Origin of the sequence: Devosia sp., from assembly GCF_035944845.1 — a bacterium.
Taxonomy (GTDB): Bacteria; Pseudomonadota; Alphaproteobacteria; order Rhizobiales; family Devosiaceae; genus Devosia_A.
Genome location: NZ_DASZAW010000136.1, coordinates 1 through 23153 on the forward strand (window position 1 = coordinate 1; position 23153 = coordinate 23153).

A 23153-nucleotide genomic window follows, 5' to 3' on the forward strand; every position below is an offset into this window, starting at 1 on the left:
GGCGCCGATCTTGTAGATGGTGGTGTTGATGCCGACGAGGCGCGCCACTTCGGGGTTGCCGCCGGTGGCATAGAGGTTGCGGCCGAGCACGGTGCGGCGCAGCACGAAATCGGCGACGATGGCGGCGACGATGAAGAAGGCAAAGCTCCAGCCCAGACCGAAGGCAAAGGTGCTCATACCGAAATCGGCGACTTCCTTGGGCAGCGGATAGACCGGGTAGCCGCCGGTGACCAGTTGGATCAGCCCCTGCCCGATGAACAGCATGCCCAAAGTCTGGATGAAGGCCGGGATCCGGAATTTGACGACGATGACGCCGTTGATCAGCCCGATGAGGGCGCCGACGCCCATGCCGCCAAGAATGGCAAGCGGTACCGGCCAGGCGAGCGCTGTCATCAATTGCGCGGCGATCACTGCGGACACACCTGCGACCGAGCCGACCGAGAGGTCGAACTCGCCGGCCACCAGGAGAATGGTCTGGCCGATGGCGATGATGCCGACGAACGACACGACGTTGAGGATGGCGCGGATGTTGCGCTCGGACAGGAAGGCCGGCTGCATGAAATAGAAGAAGGCCACCAGCAGCAGTAGCGCCGCGATCACCCCAACCTCGCCGATGGCAATGAAAGAGATCAGCCGGTTGCGCAGCGAAGGCGTCGTCGGTTGCTCGGTCGTGGCTGGCGCCGCGCTGTTCATGCTTATCCTCCCTGAGAGGCGGCACTGTTGCGGAGTGAACCGGTCAGCGCTTCGCCATGCCCTCATCAGCTATTATACTATTATAAGTGTCAAGACCTCTCGTGCATTGGTCTGACCAGTTATCCCGCGACCCACGATCTACAGCGATGGTACCGGAACCATCAGATGACGTCAAAGGAAATGGTACCGGAACCAACGCTGGCGCGAACCGCTGAGGGCGACTATGATTTCGCGCGTTTTCGGGGAGCAGCGCATGGCCAGGTCGGAAGACGGCGGCGACAGGAAGCCGTTGGAGCGGTTGGGGGTGCGCGAGATCGCCAAGCGGGTCGGTGTCGCGCCGATGACCGTGTCGCGCGTGCTCTCGAACCCCGACATGGTCGCCCCGGCGACCCGCGCCAAGGTGCTGGAAGCCATCGAAGCGGCAGGGTTCGTGCCCAACCGGCTGGCCTCGAGCATGAAGGGCAACGGCCGGATCATCGGCACCGTGGTGCCGCCGCTGATCAACTCGGGGATCGCCGAACAGGTGCAGGGCATGTCGGACGAGTGCCATCAAGGCGGCTACTCGATGCTCCTGGTGCAGGGTGAGTTCACCACCGAAGCCGAGGAAGCCTCGATCCGCACCCTGCTCGGCTGGCGGCCTGCCGGGATGATCCTGCAGAGCTTCGTGCAGAGCGAGGTGGCGCGGCAGCTCCTGGTATCGAGCGGCGCGCCGGTGGTGGAGATTTCCGAGATCAAGGGGCGGCAGCCGATCGACATGGTGGTGGGCGTGTCGAACTTCGAGACCGCCTATGCCATGACCATGCATCTGGCTGCCAAGGGCTATAAGCGCATCGGGTTCGTCTCGACCCCGATCCACGGCAATGACCGGCTGCAGCAGCGGCGAACCGGCTACCATGCAGCACTGAGCGAGCTCGGGATCAAGAACCACGCGTCACTGGAAGTGGAAGTGCCGATCACCGCGGCGGGCGGCGCCGAGGCGCTGGTGACGCTGACCGAACGGCACGCCGATATCGACGCGATCTTTTTCTCCTCCGACACGCTGGCGATCGGCGCGGTGCAGGAGTGCCACCGCCGCGGCTGGGCCATCCCCGACCGGATCGGGATCGCCGGCTACGGCGACATGGACCTCGCGGCGCAGCTCTATCCGCCGCTGACCACGGTGAAGGTGAACCGCTACGAGATGGGCCGGCGCGCCGTACGGCAGCTGCTCGACCGGCTGGGCGGCAAGCAGAAGCTCGCGACGATCACCAGTCTGGGGTTCGAGATTGTCGATCGGGAGAGTGCCTGAGGCCAGAGAAGGCCCCCTCACCCGCCGCTCCCATCTGGCTGGATCCCGCCAGAGCCACTGAACGGCACCTCCCCCCTTGCGGGGGAGGTTGGGAGGGGGGTGGCCACATCCACCGACCTGGCAACTGGAGCATGTGCACTCCCGCCGCATCGAGCGGGCGGCACACCCCCACCGAGCTTCGCTAAGTCGTTGACGCGACAAGCTACGCTTGCCTCCCCCGTCAACGGGGAGGTGGAGCCGGTGAACTTGGCTAACCCCTCTTCGCCTTGTTCTGCGCGTCCGTCCCCAGCCGCTGTTCCCAGCCTTCGGTGTGCACATTGAGATAGGCGTGCGGGTCGTAGGGGTGCTGCCGGATGGCATCGATGTTGAGGTCGATGCCGAGGCCCGGCGCATCCGGAAGCGAAAGATGCCCGTTCTTCGGATCGATCGTCGGCCGCCAGGTGACGAGGTCGAAGGTCCAGGGGTCGTTGAAGGCGTCGAAATGCTCCTGGATCAGGAAGTTCGGCACTGCCGCGGCCAGTTGCAGGCAGACCGCCGTCGCCACCGGGCCGCCGCTCTGGTGCGGCGCGATGTGGCTGCCATGCGCCAGCGCCAGATTGGCGACCTGCATCGATGGGCCGATGCCGCCAAGCGACATCGGCTCAGGCTGGAAGATGTTGACGCCGCCGGCGGCGGCGAGCGCGTAGAACTGGCCGACGGTGTCGAACATTTCGCCGGTCGCCACCGGGATGGGTGAGCGGTGCGCCACCTCGTGCACCGTCTCCTGCCGATCCCTGGAGGTCGGCTCTTCCCACCAGTAGATGTCGAGGTCGGCGAAGCGCTCGGCCGCCTTGATCGCAGCGATTTCGGTGAAGCGGGCATGCACGTCGATGAGGATGCGGGTGTCGGCGGGGAGTTGGTCACGCAGTTTGCGGCAGATGTCGTAGCTGAGCTCGAGTTCCTCGCGGGAGATGAAACCCTGCGCTGTGCCGAAGGGGTCGAGCTTGAACGCCTTGAAACCCTTGGCCAGCACGGCTTTCGCCGCCTCGAGGAAATGCTCGGGGGTGCGCTCGGTGCGATACCAGCCATTGGCGTAGCCGAGCACGCTGTCGCGCACCTGGCCGCCGAGCAACTGGTGGATCGGCACACCGAGGCTCTTGCCCAGGATGTCCCAGCAGGCGACTTCGACCGCCGCCATCACCGTGCGATGGATGTGGCCGCCATCGAGCGAGACGCTGTCGAGCATGCGCTTCCAAAGCGCGCTGATGCGGCGCGGGTCCTGGCCGATGGCGAGATGCTTCAGCTCATGCACCCCCGCCTCGGTGGTGGCGATGAAGCCGTTCAGCGTGCCCTCGCCAATGCCGTAGATGCCGGCATCGGTGTGCACCTTGACGAACAGCCAGTTCTTCCAGCCAGCGCCGACCGTGAAGGTTTCGATCTCGGTGATTTTCATGCTCGACTCCTCACAACCCGTGGACTCGCCGTCCTATCACCGGGTCATTCCCGCGAAAGCGGGAACCTCTGTTTTCACTGCATGCAGCGGACACCGCAAACGGAGTTTCCCGCTTTCGCGGGAATGACCCGGTGGGCGCTTCAGCTCAGTGCGACGATCCTCTCAACCACCGCCTCGACCGTCAGCCCATACTTTTGCTGCAGGGTCGGCACGGCGCCGCATTCGATGTAGCGGTCGGGCAGCCCGATGCGGGTGACCTTCCTTGCTATCCCGGCGTCGAACAAGGTCTCGACCACGAGGCTGGCGAGGCCGCCGACCACCACGTGGTTTTCGGCGGTCACCACCTGCCCCACCGAGGCTGCGAAGGCAGCCACCGTTTCGCTGTCGAACGGCTTGATGGTCGGGACGTGGAGGACTGCTACCGAGACGCCGCGCCGCTCGAGCACCGCGGCGGCATCGATGGCGCGCTCGCTCATCAGGCCGGTCGAGATGATGCCGATATCCTTGCCCTCGCGCAGCGGCCGCGCCTTGCCGATCTCGAATTTGTAGCCCGGCTCGAGCACCACCGGTACGGCGCCGCGCAACAGGCGCATGTAGACCGGGCCGCGATGGTCGGACATCGCCACCGTCGCGGCGTCGATCTCGGTGGCGTCCATCGGGTCGATGATGGTGAGCCCGGGGATCATCCGCATCAGCGCCAGATCTTCGATGGCCTGGTGGGTGCCGCCATAGCCGGTGGTGAGCCCGGGCAGGCCGGCGACGATCTTCACGTCGAGATTGGAATGGGCCAGCGCGATGGCGACGAAATCGAAAGCGCGGCGGCTGGCGAACACGCCATAGGTGGTGGCGAAAGGTTGTTTCCTGGTGCGCGCCAGCCCCGCCGCCACGGCGACGAGGTTCTGCTCGGCCATGCCGACATTGAAGAAGCGCTCCGGATGCGCATCGCGGAACGGGTGAATGTCGGTGTACTTGCCGAGGTCGGCGGTGAGCCCGACGATGTGCTGCCGCTGCTGGCCGAGGCGGGCGAGGGCCTTGCCGAATGGCGCCTCGATCGATCGGCGGCCGCCACCGGCGGCTTCGTTCTCACCCATTGCCAGCGTCCGGCCGGCCTCCATCGCGCGGCTCATCGCTTGGCTCCCACGCTTTGCTCGAACTCGTCGATGATCGCATCCCACTGGCCGACATCGACGCGGAAGAAGTGCGACTTCTCGCTCTCTTCGATCCGGCGGACGCCTTTACCGGGCAGCGTGCGGAGCACGATGGCCTTAGGCTTGCCATTGCGCCGGCGCGCGCTGGCGAGCGATGCGACCACGGCATCCATGTCGTTGCCGTCGATCTCGAAGGTCTCCCAGCCGAAACTTCGCCACTTGTCGGCCACCGGCTCCATGTCGAGCACCACCGGGCCATCGGCCTGGATTCCGTTGCAATCGACCAGCGCCACCAACCCATCGAGCTGGAAGTGGCTGGCCGACATTGCCGCCTCCCAGGTCGAACCCTCCTGCAGCTCGCCGTCGGAGAGCTCGACGAAGACGCGGGCCTCCGAGCGATCGAGCCGCAGTCCAAGCGCCTGTCCGACCCCCTGCCCCAGACCGTGGCCGAGCGAGCCGCCGATCACTTCGACGCCGGGCGTGGTATCGAGGGTCGACATCTCGAGCCGGCTGTTGTCGGCGCCATAGGTGGCAAGCTCCGCCACCGGAAGGATGCCGGCTTCGGCGAGGGCAGCCCAGAGCGCGATCGAATAGTGCCCGGTCGACAGCAGGAAGCGGTCGCGGTCGGCCCAGCCGAGATTGTCGGGGTCGTAGCGCAGTTCGTGAAAGTAGAGCGCGGTGAGCGCATCGGCGATGCCGAGGCCCTGGCCGATATAGCCGGCGCCCTGGCCGCGGGCCATGGTCAGCATGTGGCGGCGCAGCATGGTGGCGCGGGCCTTGAGCGCGGCGATATCGGCCTCGGCCGGAGGCGAGTTGCGGGTCATCCGATCAATCCTTGTCGAGGCCGCCGGACATGTTGAGCCGCTCGGCGGTCATGTAAGGCGGTGAGTCCAGGCATAGCCAGACCACCGACTCCGCCACCTCGGCGATCTCGGCACGACGGCCGAGCGGCACGCGGCGGGTGCGCTCATCGAGGAAGGCCTGGAGGTCGTTGCTGCGGCCGTTGACGCGGGCGAGCTCGATTTCGGTCGAGCGCTGCATTTCGGTATCCATCATGCCGGGCGCCAGGGCGTTGACCAGCACGCCATAGGGGGCCAACGCCACGGCGAGGGCACGAGTGATCGAATCCACCCCGGCCTTGCTGGCGGTGTAGGCGGTGTAGTCGGGCAGCGCCATGCGCGAGCCCGGCGAGGTGATGTTGACGATGCGGCCGGCACGCTGCTCGCGCATCACCCGACCGGCAGCCTTCGACGCCATGGCGAGCGCCGTGACGTTAAGCGCCAGGGTACGGGTCCAGGATGTGTAACTCGACTCGAGGAAGGGCTCGATGACGCCGTAACCGGCATTGTTGACGAGGATGTCGATACCGCCCCAGCGCGCCACCACCTTGTCGACGGCCGCTTCGGGCGCCCCCTCGAGGGTGAAATCACCGACGATCTCAAGCACCTGACCGCCCACCGCTTCGACCTGCCGGGCGGTTTCGGCGGAGCCGGCAGTGTTGATGTCGGCGATGCCGACAGCACAACCACGCATCGCCAATTGGATCGCGACCTCGCGCCCCAGCCCGCCGGCGGCGCCGGTGACCAGCGCACGTTTCAGGATCGCTGTGTTGGTACTCAATCCGCATCCTCCCGCTGGACGTCTTGACGCGACTGATACCGGTACCATAGATTGAAGTCAACGGGCTTGGGAGGGTTCATTGAAAGTCACGGCGCTGGAGACGCTGCAGGTCGCAGAGTTTCCATTCCTGTTCTGGCTAAGGGTGCACACCGACGTCGGAATCGTCGGGACCGGCGAGACGTTCTGGGCGCCGGGGCCGGTCGCCAGCTACATCCACGACAATGTGGCGCCCTACTTGATCGGCAAGGATCCGCGCGACATCGAGCTGCACGACCGGACGCTGGGGAGCGTCTATGTCGGGGCGCGCGATTCCGGCGCCGAGGTGCGCGGCAACTCGGCGGTGAATATCGCGCTGTGGGACATCTATGGCCAGGCGCTGGGCGAACCGCTGTGGCGGCTATTGGGCGGGCGGACGCACCAGTCGGTGCCGATCTACAATACCTGCGCCGGCTACAGGCACGTGCGCGTCAGTAAAAAGAACTCGTTGTTCGAGCGCACCGAGGACTGGTCGCTCAAGGCAGGCGACTCGAATGACGGGCCCTATGAGGACCTGTTGGCCTGGCGGTTCGACGCGGGCAAACTGGCGAAGAGCCTGCTGTCGGAAGGCGTCGGAGCGATGAAGATCTGGCCATTCGACATCGCCGCCGAGGCCTCGAACGGCACGCGCATCTCGCTCAGCGACCTCGACACGGCACTGGAGCCGTTCAAGCGGATCCGCGATGCAGTCGGGCGCGATATGGAAATCATGGTCGAGTTGCATGGGCTCTGGACCCTGCCGCCAGCGCTGCGGATCGCCGAGGCGCTGAAGCCCTATGACGTGGCGTGGCTGGAGGAGCCGATCCGCTACAACGAGCTCGATGCGATGGCCGAGCTCGCCGGGCATACTTCAATCCCGATCGCCGCCAGCGAGCGGCTGGCCTCGCGGCAGGTGTTCAAGCAGCTGATCGACAAGCGCGCCGCCTCGGTGATCATGATCGATCTCGCCTGGTGCGGCGGGCTCTCCGAAGCACGGAAGATCGCCAATATGGCGGAAGCCAGCGAGCTGCCGGTGACCCTGCACGACTGCACGGGACCCATCGTCTATGCCGCCAGTTGCGCGCTGTCGGCGACGCTGCCGAACGCCATCTACCAGGAGGCGGTGCGGGCCTATTTCACCGGCTGGTACACCGAGATCGTCGCCGACCTGCCGCAAGTAGTGGACGGCCGCGTGAAGCCACTCGATGGCGCGGGCTTGGGGATGCGGCTGCGCGACGAGTTGTTCACGCGGTCGGATGCGACGGTGCGGCGGACGGGGGGTTAGGCACCTGTCACCTCTCCCTTTGGGGGAGAGGTCGGATCGCCGAAGGCGAGCCGGGTGAGGTGGCCTTACCGCATACGCCGGTGCACGTGGAAGGCCCCCTCACCCGACGCTTCGCGTCGACCTCTCCCCCCAAAGGGAGAGGTGAAGCGGTGCCTAGCCCCGCAGTTCCCCAACCGCCGCCTTCAGCCCCCTAAGCACCAGCGCCGTATCCACCCCTGCCCCGACCAGCGTCACGCCGCGACCGATCCAGCGGCGGGCGGCTTCGGCGGTGCCGGCGAAGATGCCGGTGGTGACGCCGGCCGCTTTGCACGCATCGATCACCTGCTCGATGGTCGCGACCACCTTTGGATGCCCCATCTCGCCGGGCACGCCGAGGGCATGCGACAGGTCCAGCGGCCCGAGGAAGATGCCGTCGAGGTTCGGGAGCGTCAGGATCTCCGGCAACGCCTCGACGCCGCCGGCGCCTTCCACCATCAGCAGCACTGCAACGTCGCGGTTGGCTTCGGCGAACCACTCTGTGCGGCCGGAATAGGCGGCGCCACGGACGAAGGAGTTGGCGCCGCGATTGCCGTCGGGGGCGAAGCGGGCGGCGCGCACGGCGCGTTCGGCTTCGGCGAGCGAGCCGATCTGCGGCACGATCACCCCGGCAGCGCCGGCATCGAGCGCGGCGCCGATCTCGGTGGGCTCGCTGCTGCGCACCCGCACCAGGGGATAGATGCCGCGCGCCATGGTGGCGAGGATCAGCGGGCCGAGTGCTTCGCTGCCATGCGCGCCATGCTCGAGATCGAGGATGATGCCGTCATAGCCGGCGAGCGCGATCAGCTCGACCAGCTCGATCGAGGGGATGATCGAGAACGGCGCCAGAAGCGGCGCGCCGGTTTTGAGGCGCGCGCGAAGCGGCGGCAATGACATCTGCAGACCTCCCTCTTGGTCCCACTTTCCTAGCTGCTCGAGCGCCCCGGGGCGACAGGAACTTTCCGCCTAGACATTATGCTATTATAATCTATGTTCGATCGTGAGGATGCGAACAGTACCCGGAATCGGGACGACGCAGGGAGGCTTCCGGTGGCGATTTCGGCGATGCGCAAAGCCGCACAGCAGACTGGCGCGGGCAATCTGCCCGACAAACAGGTGCTGATCGGCCTGTTCGAGCAGATGGTGCTGCTGCGCAAGTTCGAGAGCGTCGCCCAGGTGGCCTGCCGCAAGGGCGAAACCCCGGGATTCCTCCACCTCTATATCGGCCAGGAAGCGACTGGCGTCGGCGTCTGCGCGCATCTGCGCCGCTCGGACTGGGTGACCTCGACGCATCGCGGGCACGGGCACGCGCTGGCCAAGGGCGCCGACCCAAAGCGGGTGATGGCGGAGCTGTTCGGCAAGGCCGACGGCATTTGCGGCGGCCGTGGCGGCACCATGCATCTCTACGACCGTTCGGTCGGCCTGTTCGGCACCAACGGCATTGTCGGGGCCGGTATCGGGCACGCCGTCGGCATCGGCATGAGCGCCCGGGCGCAGGGCCGCGACGATATCGGCGTGGCGTTTTTCGGCGACGGCGCGGCCAACCATGGCGCGTTCCACGAAGGGCTGAACTTCGCGGCGGTGAACCACGCGCCGGCAGTGTTCGTGTGCGAGAACAACCTCTACGCCACCGCCACCCCGCTCAAATCCATCACCCTCAACCCCGAGATCGCCACCAAGGCAGACAGCTACGGCATGCCGGGCGTGGCAGTGGACGGCAATGACGTGTTCGCGGTGTGGCTGGCGATGCAGGAAGCCACCGAGCGCGCCCGCTCCGGCAAGGGGCCGACGCTGATCGAGGCCAAGACCTATCGCACCGTGGGGCACCATGAAGGCGACCCGGTGATCGGCACCTACCGTACCCAGGAAGAGGTCGACGCCTGGATCAAGCGCGATCCGATCGACATGTTCCGCAAGCGCCTGGTCGAGGATTACGGCATCGCCGACGCCGACGATCTCGCCGATATCGAGTCGCATATCGACAAGGTGGTGCAGGAGGCGCTGGAGTTCGCCCGCAATTCCCCCGAACCCGATCCGGCGACGGTGCGGCGGCATGTCTATGCCAACCCGATCAATCCGCCGGAAGCGTTGCGGGCCCGTCCCGCTGGCGAAACGCGGGTGCAGGGCTGGCTCGAGGCGGTACGCGACGGCATCGCCGAGGAAATGCGGGCCAACTCGGCCATCCTCTATTTCGGCGAAGGCACCGGCGAACGCGGCGGCAGCTTCGCCCATACCAAGAACCTCTGGCACGAGTTCGGGGCCGAGCGGCTCGTCGATACGCCGATTTCCGAGCAGGGCTTTACCGCCGCGGCCGTCGGCGCTTCGGCCACCGGCACCCGCACGGTGTCGGACCTGATGTTCGCCGACTTCGCCTTCGAAACCACCGGGCAGATTTTCCTCCAGGCGGCAAAACTCCGCTACATGAGCAATGGCGAAATGAGCGCCCCGATGGTGGTCCGCGCCGGCGCCGGTGCGCTGCGCAGCTCGGGCCCGCACCATTCGGGCATGTACCACCCGCTGTTCGCCCATATGCCGGGGCTGATCGTCTGCGTGCCGTCCAATCCGGCCGATGCCAAGGGGCTGATGAAGACGGCGCTGCGCGGCGGCGATCCGGTGATCATGCTGGAGCCCAAGGCGCTGTTTGCCTCGAAGGGCCCGGTGCCGGTGGGCGAGGATCATTACGTGCCGTTCGGCTCGGCCCGCATTGCACGCGCCGGCAAGGACATCACCATCGTCGCCGCGGGGCAGATGGTGGCGCGGGCGCTGGAGGCAGCGGACCTCTTGGCGGCGCAGGGCACCGATGTCGAGGTGGTCGACCTTCGCACCATCATGCCGCTCGACGTCAACACCATCGTCGAGAGCGTCAAGAAGACCCACCGCCTGCTGGTGGTGGACGAGGCCTGGGCGATGTGCGGCATGGGTGGTGAGATCGCCCAGGCCATCAACGAACTGGCTTACGACGAGCTCGACGGTCCGGTCGGGCGGCTGCATACCGCGCCGGTATCGCATCCGTTCGCCCCAGTGCTGGAGCGCGCCATGCTGGTCGATGCGGCGAGGATCATGGAGGGGGTGCGCAACGTCATCGCCGGCAAGGCGCCGGTGCCGGATCACTGGCACACCACCGGCGTCGTCGCCGAAGCCGCGGCCCCCGCGCCATTCCCTGCGCCGGTTGCGGCACCGGCGCCCGTAGCGGCTCCGGCCCCCGCGGCCAAATCCGACGACGAGCCGATCAATATGCCCTTCGGCGACCTCACGGTATCCGAGGGCACGCTGGTCAAGTGGCTGAAGGCAGTTGGTGATGCGGTGAAGGAAGGCGACGTGGTCGCCGAAATCGAGACCGACAAGGCGGTGGTGGAGATCGAAGCGCCGGCTTCGGGTACGCTCAGTGCCATCGACCAGCCGGTCGGTGCAGTGGTGCCGATGGGCGGCCGCATCGGCGGCATCCGGAAGTAACAGGGACTGCCGAGGGCAGCGGAGGAAGCGATGAAGATTCTGTGCGTCAACTGGCAGGCTGCCGATGATGCCGAGCTGGAACGCCAGCACTATCCGGATGTCGAGTTCATCCTCGCTCGCTCGACGGCAGACGTTGCGGCGGTGCTCGACCCGGAAGTGGCGAAAACCGTCGATGCGGTGATCAACCACTCGCCGACCCTCAACGTGCCGCTGCCGCCGACCGCCTTTCCGAACGCCAGGATCGCGGTGCGCTCAGGCGTCGGCTACGACAATATCGACACCGCCGGCTGGGGCGCCCGCAACATTCCGGCCTGCAACGTGCCGGACTATGGCACCACCGAAGTCGCCGACCACGCCATCGCGCTGATGCTGGCGCTGACCCGCGGCACCTATAGCTATCCGGCGGAAATCGCCGTCGACGGGCTCGAGGGCTGGCACTTCTCCAAAGCACCGCTGATCCGCCGGCACAAGAACGCCACGTTCGGCATTATCGGGCTCGGCCGTATCGGGCTTGCTGCGGCGCGTCGCGCCGCCGCCTTCGACATGAAGGTGGTGTTCTACGATCCGCATCTGTTGTCGGGCGTCGACCTTTCGACCGGCTATGAGCGGGTGCATTCGCTCAACGAGCTGATGGCCAGGGCCGACGTGGTGTCGGTGCATGCGCCGCTCAGCGCCGAAACGCGCGGGCTGCTCGGCGCCGAGGCGTTCGCCGCGGCGAAGCCCGGGCTGATCGTCGTCAATACGGCGCGCGGGCCCATCATCGACGTTTCGGCGCTGGAAGCCGCGATGCGGAAGGGCACCGTGGTGGGCGCCGGGCTCGACGTGCTGCCGAACGAGCCGGGGGATCTCGACCATCCGCTGATCAAGGCCTGGCGCGCCAATGAGGCCTGGATCAAGGACCGGCTGATCGTCACCCCGCATGCGGCGTTCTACAGCCCGGCGTCGATGATCGATCTCAGGCTCAAATCCATCGAGGTGATCCACGCCTACCTGACCGAGGGTCGGCTCACCAACTGCGTCAACCGCGAATACCTGACGCGCTGATGGCTGCCACCGCACTCCATCCCCGCCGCGCCGCCTCGCCCTATGCCCGCCGGCTGGCACGGGAGCGCGGCCTGACGCTGGAGGTGCTGGCCGGTAGCGGACCGAATGGCCGCATCGTTGCAGCCGATATCGAGGCCTATGTGGCCCGCCCTCCTGCCCCGGCAGCGGTGAGCGGGCCGCAGGCTTCGGCGCTCGGAACCACCATCCAGCTCGCGACGCTCTTGCAATTGCTGGCCGGTTTTGTCGATGCCGACACGCCGTTCACGCTCGAGGACGTGGTGCTGCGGGCAGCCGGTTGCGCGCTCGACGACGTGCCGGAAACCGGTACGCTCGCGGGAGCACCTGTGGCTTTGGAGCAGTCAGCGGGACAACTGGTGTTTGCCGATATCCGCAAGGGTTCGCTGGGGCCGCTACGGGCGCGCCGACTGGCGGCGATCGAGGCAGGTGGCGACCAGACGGCAGAGCCGGCGATCCTGTCGCTGAAGCTCTTGGCGGCCTCGGACATAAGGCCGGTGATGATGCCGCTGAAACCGGGCCGCAGTATGCGGCTGGTGCTGGCGGCGGGGCCGGCGAGCGGCGAATGCCTGCTGTCGTTCGACGCGGGGGCGGTGAGCGAGGACGCGGCGACCGAGTTCCTGACGCGGTTCAAGGCGTATCTGGAGTTGCCGTTGCGGTTGTTGGCTTAGAGGTGATTGTGCCGATCGGTTCGAACCACCACCGGCCGGTGGGTGAGGATGAAACGAGCACCATCATCCACAACCACTTACTCGGGGACGAGCTGAACGCCGCCGTTCCCGCGCTGTAGTTCGTGCTATTATCATAGCCACACCTATGAGGCATGGCTGAATACATGGACGACCTGAACGCCACGATCGATCTGTTGCCGAAGCGCACGCTGGCGCGGGCCCAGGGGCCGCTGTACCGGCAGCTCGCCGATATCCTGCGCGAGCCGATCACCTCGGGCGCCTTCCCGGTCGGTGGCGAACTCCCCAAGGAGGCGGTGATCGCCGAGCGGTTCGGGGTGAGCCTCATCACCGTGCGGCAGGCGCTGCGCGATCTCGAGGCCGACGGGCTGATCAGGAAGCGCTCGGCCAAGCCTGCTGTCGTCACCTCGGCGGCGCCGCCGGTGACGCTGAGCTGGACCTTCAAGAACTTTGCCGACATGGCGGCCTTCACCAAGGACGCGGCGCTCAAGATCAAATCCTTCAAGAAGGAAGTCTCGCCCCTGCTGCAGCGCCATTTCGGGCTCAAGGAGGGCTATTGCCTGCGCAGCATGCTGGTGGTCGGCAAGCAGAAGAAGGCGCAGATCACCACGTACTTCCCACCCGACGTGGGTGCGCAGTTCACCAAGGAAGATTTCAACGACGTGCTGATCTTCCGCGCCGTGCAGCGCCGGCTCAATATCCGGATGGCGGTGGCGCATTGCACGGTGCGGGCCGAAATCGCCGATGACGACGTCGCCGCGGATCTGGGCGTCGCCAAGGGCTCGGCCATTCTGGCGGTCGAGATGCTGTATCAGTCAGCCGATCAGCAGAATGTCGAGTTCTCGATCGCCCGGCATCCGGCCGACATCTTCTCGATCACCTACGACGCACCGAACGACCTCGCCTGATTGGCCCTAAGCTTACCTCGCCCACGGTGTCCCCCCGGCCCTTCGCCGATACGCGTAAGCTAGAGCCGATCGGAGCGAAGCAGGTGGTTTCGTCACCGTTGCTCCCCCAAGCCTCGGTGTCACCGCGGCGCAGGCCGGGGCCCATCCTGAGGTCTCTCCCCCATCGGGATGTGGACACATCTCAGGATGGGTCCCCTTCGCCGGGATGACACCGAGTTTGGGGCGCTATTCCGTGGCAATCGCGCCGCTTGAGGTCCGACAGGACAGCGATCAGCATCACTAACCTTTCGCATATGGGCACGACGTCGGGGTGACGCCGTGGAAGGGAAGTCACCAAAGGCCGATGGACAGCATTATAGAATTATAATAGCATCATAGCTGCCAGGACGGGTCGTTTCCGCTCGTCCGGCCGGAGCGCGACAGTTGAGGAGCTGCCGCGTCACGAGGGGAAGCCAGGACAATAGATTCTGCCGCCGGCCGCGTCGCTGCGGGCGAGCCGGCAGCGTCTGTTGGTACCGGTATCACAATGAACGGAACCGGCGCGCAAGATGGCATGTGACCATTGCACCGCTTCCATGAGGAGGAACGACCATGAATAGACCAGGCAATGGCCTGTTGCTGCCACGCTCGATGAGCATGGGCCGCCGTGACTTCCTGAAGCGGACCGCAGCGGTAGGCATCGCCGCGGCCCTGGCGACGCCGGCGCTCGCCCAGAACGCCAAGATCAAGATCCCGCTGGTGTCATGGATGTGGAACGAGCCGGGCCGCGGCGACGCCTGGCGGGCGATCCTTGCCAAGTTCCACGCCGAGCAGAGCGACGTCTTCATCGAGGAAGCCGGCGCGCCGTTCAACGAATTCACCAACAACATGCTGATCCAGTCCCAGTCGGGGAAGATCAATGGCGCACTGTTCCACACCACCCCGGACCTGGTGGTGCGGCTGCTGCGCGGCGGACATCTGGAGCCGCTGCAGGATATCGTCGACAAGCTCGGCATCGGCGACAAGCTGAGCGCCGCGCATGATCACCTGCGCGTCGACGGCAAGGTGCACGGGCTCGACATCGTCACGGTGAAGTTCGGCCTGCTCTACAACTCGGCGATGTTCGAGAAGGCGGGCCTCGGCGCGCCGGCCTCGGTCGAGGAATGGGTGGAGACCTCGACCGCGCTGACCAAGTCGCCGGACCAGTTCGGCATCTACTCGCCGCACCTGATGAGCGAGCCGGGCGACTTCTGGTTCATCCTGCAGCAATGGGCGGTGATGTTCGACGGCGTCTGGGCAGATGGCCGGAAGCCTTTGGTCAACACCGCGCCGGTGATCGAAGGCCTGAAGCTCTTCAAGACCATGTACGACAAGGCGATGCCCAAGGGCACCGACACGGCAACCGCCAACCAGATGTACGCCAATGGCCGCATCGGGCAGCAGCTGATCGTCTCCGCCGCGGTCAACATCTGGTCGAGTTCCGGGCCGGACATCTATCCGTCGCTGCGCAGCGTCGTGCCGCCCGGCCCCAGCGGCAAGGCGATCACCCGCATCCATCCGATCTGCGTCAACGCGAACGCGTCGGATGACGAGAAGGCTGCCGCCAAGCTGTTCGTCGAATGGCTCTACAAGCCCGAGAACTATCAGGAACTGATGGAACGGTGCCTCGACGTGGTGCCGCCCTATCCAGAGGCCATCCGCCAGGAATATCTCGACAAGCAATTCTGGGCCGAAGGCTATCTCGAGGGCAAATCGATCACGCCGCTGGAAATCATGGGCGACTACATCTTCTTCAATCAGGAATTCGGCAACGTCGTCATGGACAAGTTCTCCGAAGTGCTGGTCGCCAACCGTCCGGTCGAGGACGCCATGGCCGACGCCCAGCAGGAGCTGGAGAAGGCATCCGAGCGGCTGTTCGAAGGCTTCACCCTGTAACTGGCCGAACTGAGCGTGTCGGGGGCGTTCCGTGGGGCGCCCCCGATGATGTCTGAGCCGGACGGGCGGCTGCTTCCCGTCCTCTGGTCGACCCCGAGGAATATCGAGCCCATGTTTCAATCTGCGACTGCAGAGGCAGTGGAAGAGCGCTTGAGGCGACCGCGCGGCTGGAACCGCCGCAACACGCTGCCCTATACTCTGGTCTTTCTGATCGTCGCCTATCTGGGCGTGTTCATCCTGTTCCCGATCGCCCAGCAGGTCCTGACCAGTTTTTCCAACAACGTGGTCGGGGTCGACCAGGTCACCTGGGTGGGCCTGCGCAACTACGAGCGGCTGTTCGAGGACGAGGATTTCTGGTTCGCGGTCCAGGTGACATTCACCTACATGGCCTTCGTAGTGGTGGGAGCCGTGGGGCTCGGGCTCATCGCCGCGCTGCTGCTCAACCGCAAGTTCCGCGGCCGCAACCTGGCGCGCAGCGCCATTGCCGTGCCCTGGGCGTTTCCCGAAATCTCCGCAGTCCTGGTGTTCCTGTGGATGTGCAACCCGACCTTCGGCGTGCTGAACATCTTCGCGCGCCTCATTCCCGGGATCGACGCGAACCTCAACTGGCTGTCCGACCCGAACCTCGCCATGCCGCTCGTCATCGCACTGTCGATCTGGAAGGCCTTTCCGTTCACCTTCCTCGTGATCCTCGCGGCACTGCAGGCGATCCCGCGGGAGGTGTACGAAGCGGCGGAAGTCGACGGCGCCAACCCGCTGCAGGCGCTGCGCCACATCACCATCCCCGAGATCACTCCGACGCTGCTGCTGATGGCAGTGCTGATGGCGATCTTCTCGTTCAAGCAGTTCACGTTGATCTGGCTGACCACCGGCGGCGGCCCCTATGGCGGTATCACCGAAACGCTGGTGCTGCGCATCTACCAGACGGCATTCCGGTTCTTCGACCTGGCCTATGGCGCCACCCTGGGGGTGGCGGGGTTCGTGATCGTCCTCGGGCTCACACTGCTGTTCGTCTATGCGCAACAGCGCCAAGATCGTTTCCGGAGGCGCTAGGCATGACCGCAATCGCAAACGCCTCCCACAAACTGCGAAGCCTCGGCAAAGGCGTCGCCTTCTACGCCCTGATCATCGGCTTCTGCGCCGCGGTGCTGTTCCCGGTCTACTGGATGATCGTCAACGCGATCCAGCCGCTGAGCCACGGCATGCAGTTTCCGCCGCCGCTGATCCCCAAGGAGATCAGCTTCCTGCCATTCATCACGCTGTTCGAGAATTTCCCGGTGGCGCGCTGGCTGGTGAACTCGCTGCTGCTGGCGGGGATGACCACCCTGATCGTCCTGGCGCTGGCGGTGCTGGGCTCGTTCGCCATGACCTTCCTCAAATGGCGCGGCAAGGGGGCATTCGGGCTCCTATTGCTGATGACCCAGATGCTGCCCGAGGCGCTGGTGGTGATCCCGGTTTACGCGATGTATCGCAACCTTGGTCTGTCGGACAGTTTGCCCGCCCTGTCGCTGGTCGACGCGGCGTTCATCCTGCCGATCTGCATCTGGATCCTCAAGAACTCCTTCGACTCGATCGCCGAGGAACTCTACGAGGCGGCACTGATCGACGGCTGCTCGCCGCTCGGGGCATTGGTGAGGACGCTGTTGCCGCTGTCGGCACCCGGGCTCGTCGCGATCAGTGTCGTGTCGTTCTTTTATGCCTGGAACGAATACCTGTTCGCGGTCACGCTGGTCACCTCTCCCGATATTCGGCCGGTGGCCGTGGGCCTTGCCTCGCTCAAGGTGATGCTCGATACGCCGATCGACCGCGTACTGGCGGCGGCGCTGTTCTTTTCCATCTTCCCGGTCATCTTCTACCTGCTGATCCAGCGCTACATCGTCGCCGGGCTCAGCGCCGGGGCAGTCAAAGGGTAAGTCATGGAAATCACCTGCGTCGTCGACGCCAAGGCCGAGCTCGGCGAAGGCACTATCTGGGACCCCAAGGCGGGCGTGCTGTGGTGGATCGACATCTGGAGCAAGCTGATCCATCGATACGACCCGAGAACCGGCAAGGACGACATCTGGGAAGCGCCGGAATTCCTCGGCTGCATCGGGCTGCGCGCCAAAGGCGGGCTGGTTGTCACCATGGTCTCCGGCTTCTATTTCTTCGACCCGGAAACGGGCGCGTTCGAAGCCATCGTCGACCCCGAGGCGCATCTTGCCGATACCCGGTTCAATGACGGCAAGCCAGACCGTCAGGGCCGCTTCTGGTCAGGCTCGATGTTCGAGGCCCCGGGCAAGCAGGTCGAGTTTATCGGCTCGCTCTACCGCATGGACAAGGACCTGTCGGTGCACCGGATGATCGAGGGGGTCGGCTGCTGCAACGGGCTCGCCTGGAGCCCGGACAGCAGGACCATGTATTTTTCCGACAGCCACACGACGATCGTCCGCGCCTATGATTTCGATCCGGTGACCGGAGACATCGAGAACCAGCGCACCTTCATCGACCTCGACGGCAGCGGCGGCATTGCCGATGGCGCGACGGTGGATGCCGACGGCTGCTACTGGGTGACCATCCCGGTGACCAGCCGGGTGAACCAGTACGACCCCAAGGGCAAGCTGATGCAATCGATCGTGCTCCCGACGGATTTGCCCACCTGCTGCGAATTCGGCGGCGAGAACCTCGACATCCTCTACGTCACCACCGCCGTGCTGAAGCGGCCGGCCGAGCACTTCGTCGGCCAGAGCAATCCGGGCGGATTGTTCGCTATCGATGTGGGGGTGAAGGGGCTGGTGTTGCCGGCGTTCGGGGGGTGAGTTTCCCTCTGTGAGAGCCCATCCACCGGCTCCGTCGCTTCTCCCCTCAGGGGAGAAGGTGGCGCGAAGCGCCGGATGAGGGGTGAAGCGGTGCAACGAGCGCTCACTGAGAAGCTGAACCCCTCACCTAGTTCCGCTACGGACCTATGGTCCTAGCTGCACTATCCTCTCCCCTCAGGGGAGAGGGGACGACCGAGTATGCGGAACGGACTTACTCCCCAAAACGCCTCAACTCGCCAGCAGCAGCGGCTTCCTTGTCTTCACCGCCACCCCCTCGCCGACCCGGCGCTCGAGGTAGCCGGCGTAGAGCGACAGTGGCCAGCACAGCATGAAGTAGATCAGCGACACCGTGCCGAACACCAGCACCGGCTGGAAGGTCACGGTGTTGATCTGGGTAGCGGCACGGGCCAGTTCGGTGAGGCCGATGAGGGAGGCCACCGAGGTGGTCTTGACGATCTGCACCATGAAGCCGACGGTCGGCGGCAGCATCAGCCGTACCGCCTGCGGCAGGATCACCAGCCGCAGCGTCGGGATGAAGCGTAAGCCCAGTGCGGTCGATGCTTCCCACTGCCCCTTGGGCACGGCATCGATCGACCCGCGAAAAATCTCGCCGAAGAAGGCGCCGCCATTGAGCGAGAAGGTGACCGCCGCGGCGGCCCAGGGGTCGGGCCGGAAGCCGAGCAGCGACGAGCCGTAATAGGCCATGAACAGCTGAATGAGGATCGGCGTGCCCATGAAGAACTGGATGTAGCCGGCGGCCAGCCAGCGCAGCGGCGGGAGCGGTGCGACGCGCAGCGCCGCGACCACGAGGCCGATCACCCCGCCGCCGGCAAAGGCGATGAGCGCCAGGAGGATGGTCCAGCGCGTCGCCATGATCAGGAACATCAGCTCGTTCGGGCCGAAATCGCGGAGGCTCATCTCAGTTCTTCCAGCGGAACAACAGGCGCCCAAGGCCGGCGAAGACCAGGCTCGCGGCCTGCACCAGGACGAAATAGATCACCGCAATGACGATATAGACCTCGAAGCTGCGGAAGGTCTGCATCACCAGGTTGTTGGCAATGGCGGTCAACTCCTCGGCGGCGATGGCGCCGACGATCGAGGTGCCCATCAGTTGCAGGATGAACTGCGACGAAAGCGCCGGATAGACGGCGCGCACCGCCGGCACCAGCACGACGTGGCGGATGATGCGGTAGCTGCTGAGACCCAGCGACTTGGCGGCTTCTATCTGGCCCACCGGCACCGACTGCACCCCGGCGCGGAGAATCTCGGTGGCATAGGCGCCGAGGTGAATGGAGAGCGCCAGGATCGCCGCGGTGCCGCTCGAGAATTTGAGCCCGATCAGCGGCAGGGTGAAGAAGACGAAATAGAGCTGGATCAGCAGCGGCGTGTTGCGGATCAGCTCGACATAGGCAGCGATCGGCCAGGACACCCAGCGCGGCCCGAAGCTGCGGCCGATGGCGCCGAGCGTGCCGATGACGGTGCCCAGGAGGATCGACAGCACGGCGAGCTGGATGGTTTGCCAGACGCCGACGAGCAGCCGGTCGAGGTGGATGAGGACCGGTCCGAATTGCAGGGCGGTCTGCATGCGCGTCCTGTCGAAAACGGTGGAACTGGCGGGGTCGCTGATCGGACCCCGCCCACGAGCGCGAAACCGGCGATCAGAACACCGGCAGATCGGGCAGCGGCTGGTTGCGGTACTTCATCGACAGGTCGGCGAGTACGCCATCGGATTTGAGCGTGAACAGCCAGGTGTTGAGCCACTGGCGCAGGTTGTCGTTGCCCTTGGCGACGCCGATGCCGAAGTAGAACGTCTTCAGCTTGTACTTCTGCTCGAAGTCGTCGCCGTTCTGCGCCTTCTTGAGGTAGATCTCGCCGTAATCGCCGCCGCCCATGGCGTCGATCTGGCCCGAGACCATGGCCTGCAGCAGCGAGGCATAGTCGTCGAAGCGCAGGATCTCGATGCCGGGGTTGGCTTCGGCCGCCGCGGTCAGGATGCCATCCTCGGCGGTACCGCGGGTGAGGCCCACCTTCTTGCCGACGAGATCGGCATGACCGGAAATCGCCGTGCTCTTGGGCGCGATCACCACGGCCGACTGGCCGGCATAGGGGATCGAGTAATCGATCTGGATGGCGCGGGCCGGAGTGATCGAGAAGATCGAAACCACGGCATCGACCTGCTTGGTGAGCAGCGCCGGGATACGGCCCGGCGAAGTGACGGTGACGAATTCGACCGGTACGCCCAGCGCCTCGCCCATCTTGTTGGCGACCTCGATGTCGAAGCCGGTCGGCTTCAGTTCGGCATCGAGAAAGCCATAGGGCGGCGTGGTGGTGTCGACGGCAATGATCAGCTTGCCGCGCGCAATGATCTCGTCAACGGTCTGCGCCACGGCGACGGCCGGCAGCATGGCGACCAGCGCCAGTGCAAGCCCGGCCAGAACCCGCTTCAATCGATTTGGCATGTGTTCCCTCCCAGATGCCCAAAAAGCGCCAGGTCGTCCCCCGTCGTCCGGTGGCGCAGAGCCGCCGACGGCGTCGTCCAGTGTCTCGACGATCGATATCGAGCCCTCTACTCCGCCCCTCAGCGAAGCCTCCTCAGACGGACATTCGTCCGTTTCTTATAATGGTATGCTATTATAATCTTTAGAGGACGTCTATGCTGCTGATGGCGGTGCCTGAGGGTTTGTAAATCACGCCAGTAGTGGGCTAACTGCGGCCGGCGCGCGCAACCGACGCCGAGGGACATGAGCATGATCTACGAATTGCGCATCTATACCTGCCTGCCGGGCCGCCTGCCCGATCTGCAGCGCCGGTTCGAGGACCACACGCTTGAAATCTGGAAGCGGCACGGCATCGAACAGGCCGGGTTCTGGACCACGGTGATCGGCAACTCGAACAACGATCTCACCTATATGATCCGCTGGAACTCGATGGCCGAACGCGAGACCAAATGGGCGGCGTTCATGGCCGATCCGGCCTGGCAGGCCGCCCGCAAGGCATCGGAAGAGAACGGTCCGCTGCTCGCCAACGTGTCGAGCCAGTTTCTGGCGCCGACGAGTTATTCGAGCGTGAAGTGAGGGTTGCCGGGCCGGCTCGCGCCATCCGCGCCCACCAATCTCTCACCCGTCCCGGCCTTCGGCCGATCCACCCTCTTCTCCCCGTCGGGTAGCGGGACGAGGGCGTAGCCCTCGCCCGGAGGTGGCGCGTGGCGCCGGATGAGGCGCGCCAGCTGAAACGGGAAACGGCGCGGCTCGTTCTTTGACGTCAATTCGTCATGGACATGTCATATCACGCCTCGATTTTCGCCCTCCCCCGCGCGGTTGAGTCTCTGCCGCGCCGCCCGCCAACTCCGGAATTACGCCCGTGAACACCACCTTCAGGAATGCCCGCCTCGTCTTGCCGGACGCCGTGATCGAGGGAGAACTCGGCATTGCCGATGGCCAGATCACCACGGTGGGCGAGGCGAGCGGCGGCGCCGAGATCGATCTCGAAGGCGACCTGCTGCTGCCCGGGCTGATCGACCTCCACACCGACAACATGGAACACCATTTTCAGCCACGGCCGGGGGTGCGCTGGCCGTCGACGCTCAGCGCCGTGCTGGCGCATGACTGGCAGATGCTGGGCGCCGGCGTCACCACGGTGCTCGATGCGCTGTCGCTGGGTGACTATGACAGCGGCGGAGCGCGCACCGCGATGCTCGACGCGGCGATCACCGGGTTGACCGAGGCGCGCGACGCCGGGTTGGTGAAGGCCAATCACTACCTGCATTTCCGCTGCGAGCTATCCGACCCGGCGCTGCTCGGCATCGTCGAGCGCCACATCGACAACCCGGCGCTCCGGCTGCTCAGCGTGATGGACCACACGCCGGGACAGCGGCAGTGGCACAATACCCAGCTCTATCGCGAATTCCGCCGCAAGAAGAACTCGCAGGTGTGGACCGACGACGAGTTCGACGAGTATCTCGCGGGGCGCCGGGCCGACCAGAACACCTACGTGGTGCCGGGCCGGGCGGCAATCGGTGCGCTCGGGCGGGCGCGGAACCTCCGCATTGCCAGCCACGACGACACCACCATCGCCGATGTCGAGGAATCATATGCCGACGGCATCGCGATCAGCGAGTTCCCGACCACGCTGGTTGCGGCGCAGCGGGCGCGCGAGCTCAGAATGCAGATCGTCATGGGAGCGCCCAACGTCGTGCTCGGCCGCTCCCATTCGGGCAATGCCAGCGCCGCGAGCCTCTCCGATGCCGGGCTGCTCGACCTCCTCACCTCGGACTATGTGCCGGCGAGCCTGCTGCATGCGCCGTTCATTCTTGCCGCACGCGGCATGCCGCTCCATGAGGCGATCGCCAAGGTGACGGCCAATGCCGCCGATGCCATCGGTATGACCGATCGCGGCAGGCTGGCGCCGGGCCTCAGGGCCGATCTGCTGCGCGTGCGGCTGGTGGGGGACCAGCCGGTGATCCGCGGCATCTGGGTGGGCGGAAAACAGTTGGCGTAAAGCGTGTGGACTCCTGGGATTAGTTGAGGGCACTCAAGGCACCTCAACCACAGGGTCACCCCGGCGAAGGCCGGGGCCTGTCCTGAGGGGTTCAGGCGGGCCACCTGCTCAATCCGCAGATCACGCCGATCCGGACGCCCCGCTGTCAGGATGGACGAATAATCGTGCACCTCAGCTTACAGCAGCACCTCAGGATGGGCCCCGGCCTTCGCCGGGGTGACACCGTGGATTCGGAGCGATCGGCGCACCATCGGACGCTTCGGGAAAAAACCCGTCTGGAGGCGCTCAAGTTCATGACACTAGAATGTCGAATGAACCCCGGTCCGCTCGACCAGTTGCGTT

General features: G+C 65.5%; 21 protein-coding genes. 12 read left to right on the top strand and 9 right to left on the bottom strand.

All coding sequences use genetic code 11. The features are described 5' to 3' along the window. The coding region (locus VGV07_RS26290; protein ID WP_326871696.1) for an ABC transporter permease at positions 1-693 on the bottom strand (693 nt) is incomplete at its 3' end. 253 nt (positions 694-946) lie between these two features. Between VGV07_RS26290 and VGV07_RS26295 the strand changes: the two genes are divergently transcribed. Then, positions 947-1981: a LacI family DNA-binding transcriptional regulator gene (locus VGV07_RS26295; RefSeq protein WP_326871697.1), complete on the top strand. Its 1035-nt coding sequence runs from the start codon at positions 947-949 to the stop codon at positions 1979-1981. Between the two features lie 250 nt (positions 1982-2231). On the opposite strand, the gene VGV07_RS26300 is transcribed toward VGV07_RS26295, so the two are convergent. From VGV07_RS26300 to VGV07_RS26315, 4 genes are all read right to left on the bottom strand, one after another. Further along, positions 2232-3413 (bottom strand): mandelate racemase/muconate lactonizing enzyme family protein, encoded by a 1182-nt coding sequence (locus tag VGV07_RS26300; protein WP_326871698.1) that lies wholly within the window; start codon positions 3411-3413, stop codon positions 2232-2234. Between the two features lie 140 nt (positions 3414-3553). Next, on the bottom strand, positions 3554-4540 hold the full coding sequence (locus VGV07_RS26305) for a transketolase family protein (RefSeq protein WP_326871699.1): 987 nt from the start codon (positions 4538-4540) through the stop codon (positions 3554-3556). Next, the gene (locus VGV07_RS26310) at positions 4537-5385 is read right to left on the bottom strand and encodes a transketolase (protein ID WP_326871700.1); all 849 of its coding nucleotides are present in this window, start codon (positions 5383-5385) and stop codon (positions 4537-4539) included. Before VGV07_RS26310 ends, VGV07_RS26305 begins: the two co-directional genes overlap by 4 nt. A 4-nt stretch (positions 5386-5389) precedes the next feature. After that, a complete protein-coding gene (locus VGV07_RS26315) occupies positions 5390-6181 on the bottom strand; it encodes an SDR family oxidoreductase (RefSeq protein ID WP_326871701.1) in 792 nt (263 codons plus the stop codon). Positions 6182-6260: 79 nt separating this feature from the next. On the opposite strand from VGV07_RS26315, the gene VGV07_RS26320 reads away from it, so the two are divergent. After that, positions 6261-7481 carry a mandelate racemase/muconate lactonizing enzyme family protein gene (locus VGV07_RS26320; protein WP_326871702.1) on the top strand — a complete coding sequence of 407 codons (1221 nt, stop codon included), beginning with the start codon at positions 6261-6263 and terminating at the stop codon, positions 7479-7481. A 153-nt stretch (positions 7482-7634) separates the two neighbouring features. Here VGV07_RS26320 and VGV07_RS26325 read toward each other — a convergent pair whose 3' ends face one another. Beyond that, on the bottom strand, positions 7635-8393 hold the full coding sequence (locus VGV07_RS26325; protein ID WP_326871703.1) for an HpcH/HpaI aldolase family protein: 759 nt from the start codon (positions 8391-8393) through the stop codon (positions 7635-7637). A gap of 153 nt (positions 8394-8546) precedes the next feature. On the opposite strand from VGV07_RS26325, the gene VGV07_RS26330 reads away from it, so the two are divergent. The 8 genes from VGV07_RS26330 (at position 8547) to VGV07_RS26365 (ending at position 18314) form a co-directional block, all read left to right on the top strand. Continuing rightward, positions 8547-10949, top strand: coding sequence for a thiamine pyrophosphate-dependent enzyme (locus VGV07_RS26330; RefSeq protein WP_326871704.1), 2403 nt, complete (start codon positions 8547-8549; stop codon positions 10947-10949). A 30-nt stretch (positions 10950-10979) separates the two neighbouring features. Further along, positions 10980-11993 (top strand): C-terminal binding protein, encoded by a 1014-nt coding sequence (locus tag VGV07_RS26335; RefSeq protein ID WP_326871705.1) that lies wholly within the window; start codon positions 10980-10982, stop codon positions 11991-11993. After that, positions 11993-12679: an E3 binding domain-containing protein gene (locus VGV07_RS26340; RefSeq protein ID WP_326871706.1), complete on the top strand. Its 687-nt coding sequence runs from the start codon at positions 11993-11995 to the stop codon at positions 12677-12679. Before VGV07_RS26335 ends, VGV07_RS26340 begins: the two co-directional genes overlap by 1 nt. Positions 12680-12831: 152 nt before the next feature. Next, entirely contained in the window at positions 12832-13605 is a 774-nt protein-coding gene (locus VGV07_RS26345; protein ID WP_326871707.1) for a GntR family transcriptional regulator, read from the top strand. A 591-nt stretch (positions 13606-14196) separates the two neighbouring features. After that, entirely contained in the window at positions 14197-15519 is a 1323-nt protein-coding gene (locus VGV07_RS26350) for an ABC transporter substrate-binding protein (protein ID WP_326871708.1), read from the top strand. A 150-nt stretch (positions 15520-15669) separates the two neighbouring features. Continuing rightward, complete coding sequence (locus VGV07_RS26355) at positions 15670-16572, top strand: sugar ABC transporter permease (RefSeq protein ID WP_326871709.1); 903 nt, start codon at positions 15670-15672, stop codon at positions 16570-16572. 2 nt (positions 16573-16574) lie between these two features. Beyond that, a complete protein-coding gene (locus VGV07_RS26360) occupies positions 16575-17432 on the top strand; it encodes a carbohydrate ABC transporter permease (protein ID WP_326871710.1) in 858 nt (285 codons plus the stop codon). A gap of 3 nt (positions 17433-17435) precedes the next feature. Further along, a complete protein-coding gene (locus VGV07_RS26365) occupies positions 17436-18314 on the top strand; it encodes an SMP-30/gluconolactonase/LRE family protein (RefSeq protein ID WP_326871711.1) in 879 nt (292 codons plus the stop codon). Between the two features lie 228 nt (positions 18315-18542). Here the strand turns inward: VGV07_RS26365 and VGV07_RS26370 are convergent, their stop codons facing one another. The 3 genes from VGV07_RS26370 to VGV07_RS26380 all read right to left on the bottom strand — a co-directional run bounded on the left by VGV07_RS26370 (position 18543) and on the right by VGV07_RS26380 (position 20773). Beyond that, positions 18543-19232: an amino acid ABC transporter permease gene (locus tag VGV07_RS26370; RefSeq protein WP_326871712.1), complete on the bottom strand. Its 690-nt coding sequence runs from the start codon at positions 19230-19232 to the stop codon at positions 18543-18545. A gap of 1 nt (position 19233) precedes the next feature. Beyond that, on the bottom strand, positions 19234-19899 hold the full coding sequence (locus tag VGV07_RS26375) for an amino acid ABC transporter permease (RefSeq protein ID WP_326871713.1): 666 nt from the start codon (positions 19897-19899) through the stop codon (positions 19234-19236). Between the two features lie 73 nt (positions 19900-19972). Next, positions 19973-20773 (bottom strand): transporter substrate-binding domain-containing protein, encoded by an 801-nt coding sequence (locus VGV07_RS26380; RefSeq protein WP_326871714.1) that lies wholly within the window; start codon positions 20771-20773, stop codon positions 19973-19975. 288 nt (positions 20774-21061) lie between these two features. Between VGV07_RS26380 and VGV07_RS26385 the strand changes: the two genes are divergently transcribed. Further along, positions 21062-21388 (top strand): NIPSNAP family protein, encoded by a 327-nt coding sequence (locus VGV07_RS26385; RefSeq protein WP_326871715.1) that lies wholly within the window; start codon positions 21062-21064, stop codon positions 21386-21388. Between the two features lie 286 nt (positions 21389-21674). Next, positions 21675-22811, top strand: coding sequence for an alpha-D-ribose 1-methylphosphonate 5-triphosphate diphosphatase (locus VGV07_RS26390; RefSeq protein ID WP_326871716.1), 1137 nt, complete (start codon positions 21675-21677; stop codon positions 22809-22811). The last annotated feature ends 342 nt before the right edge of the window (positions 22812-23153 follow it).